The sequence below is a fragment of the Enterococcus sp. 5H genome (assembly GCF_028128615.1).
Taxonomy (GTDB): Bacteria; Bacillota; Bacilli; order Lactobacillales; family Enterococcaceae; genus Enterococcus_L.
On sequence record NZ_AMDP01000013.1, the window covers coordinates 1 to 2018 of the forward strand.

2 protein-coding genes and 1 pseudogene are annotated in these 2018 nt (G+C 32.2%); all 3 read left to right on the forward strand.

The features are described 5' to 3' along the window. Positions 1–456, forward strand: a 456-nt coding sequence (locus C240_RS03730; RefSeq protein ID WP_271491157.1) for a WxL domain-containing protein, incomplete at its 5' end; no start/stop codon positions are given. A gap of 287 nt (positions 457–743) precedes the next feature. Then, positions 744–953 carry a hypothetical protein gene (locus C240_RS03735; RefSeq protein WP_271491162.1) on the forward strand — a complete coding sequence of 70 codons (210 nt, stop codon included), beginning with the start codon at positions 744–746 and terminating at the stop codon, positions 951–953. A 522-nt stretch (positions 954–1475) separates the two neighbouring features. Further along, a pseudogene (locus tag C240_RS03740) lies at positions 1476–2018 on the forward strand (hypothetical protein); the annotation flags it as partial.

A 2018-nucleotide genomic window follows, 5' to 3' on the forward strand; every position in this document is an offset into this window, starting at 1 on the left:
GAAGTAACGGTTCAATATAAACTTCAAGGTATTTTAAGTTTAACATCAGCACCAAGTACTATTGATTTTGGCTCGTTAACATATAATGCGACAACTCAGCGAATAGAAGATCCCATGATCGATATGCCACTAATAGTTACGGATACACGTGCAAATGTAGAGTCTGGTTGGCATGTAACAGCTTCATTATCCACACCAATGAGAAATAATGAAGGAAAAGAGTTAATAAATGCGTTGCGTTTTGTTTATAACGGCCAAGAGGAAGTCTTAAATACTAATGCACAAATGATATATTCAAATAACAGTAGTGGAGTAGATAATATTAATATTAGTGATAATTGGGGAACAGAAGCTGGTACGGATGGTGTAAAATTCCAGATTGACGCTAGAGATATTGTCCACACCGGTAGGTTTGAAGGTGTAGTTACATGGAAGGTAATGGCTGGGCAGCCATAAGGAGAAGGAAATGAAAAAAAGGTAGTGACTACCATTTTGTATTCATTATTTTTACTCGTACAAGTAATGTTATTTTCATCAGAGGTGTATGGTATATAGAGTTTTGGAGAACAAGTGAGTACAGGAGGGGAAATTTCATTTTATGATGAGTCCGAACCAATACTATACAAAGAGAATAGAAAACTATGGGCATAGCCCTAAAATATTTGTCAAGTACATCATAATCTGTAGTTTAGGCTTGTATGGATTGATTATATTGATATTGAGAATAAACAGGAGGATAAACTATGTCATTTGACGAGACTTGGGAAGAATGTTGTATATGGTTAGTAGGTTTTACTACTACTGACGGGATGGTTATCCATAAGATTATAGTACTTGATAATAATTATGATAAAGTTGATGTTAAAAGTATAGTAAAGAAAAATTTTATAGGAATAGACAAAATAGATTACATAGATCTATTTGAAGACCTTGTCTTTTGTTTAAAGGAATAATAAAAATAAAGTGAATATTTGTTTTTTAAAGTATTTAATTACAAGATAAATTGTGCAGAATTTTTTGGATGGATGTAGCTTAAATAGAAATAATATTATGATCAAAAATATAATAGCTATTTCTAGATGAAAAAAATCTATTTCGATTGTTTATAATCCAGTTGTTATTAATTAGGATGGGGAAAAGGATTTTATTTCAAACCGAGTAATGAAATTGTTAATGGGATCTAAATAGCTACGGTTAATTGAACCGTAGCTTATTTTGCAGAATAATCTATATATGTGTATATTATCAGCGTTTTGAATGCTAGTTTTCAACTACGCTTATGTAGTGAGCCCAAATATTTAAATTATTCAAAATCTAGAATCTGAAAATAGTAGTTACCTGTCGGATCCTATTTTTAAAGAAAAGTTTAAAGTTGTCTATAACATTTTTAGTAGCGATCAACAACCAATAAATTGATAAGAAGTGCTTACTACAGAGTGTATTAGTAACATTTATTTGAGAAGGAGAGAACTATTATGCAACCAGTAGTAGCATTTGCAATTGTTATGCTTGTTTGGACAATTGGAGAATTTGTTTCAAAAAAGACAAAGGCATTAATTTCAATGATGTTAGTCGCGTCAATTATCTTTTTGGTCGGATTTGCAACTGACTTTTTTCCACATGATTTAATTTTAGATTCAGGATTGTTAAATATAGGAAATGCAGTTGTGGGCGTTATCATTGTTCATTTGGGAACGATGATGAGCTTTGCCGATTTAAAAGCTCAATGGCGTACCTTTGTTATTGGCGCAGCAACGGTCGTATTAATGACGATTATTTTACTGCTTGTAGGAATGCAATTATTTGATACAAATGTAGCAGTAGCAGGAACAGCGTCAATTACAGGGGGGACATTATCTATTTTAATGGTTCAGGAAGTTGCAGCTAGAATTTTAGCTGATGGGGGAGATGCTGGTATTTTAAGTGGTTATTTACTAGCAGTTTTTCCGTTATTGGTATTAAATATGAAAAATCTAGTTGGCTTCTTAGTGACGGCAAATATTTTGAAAAAAGAAGCG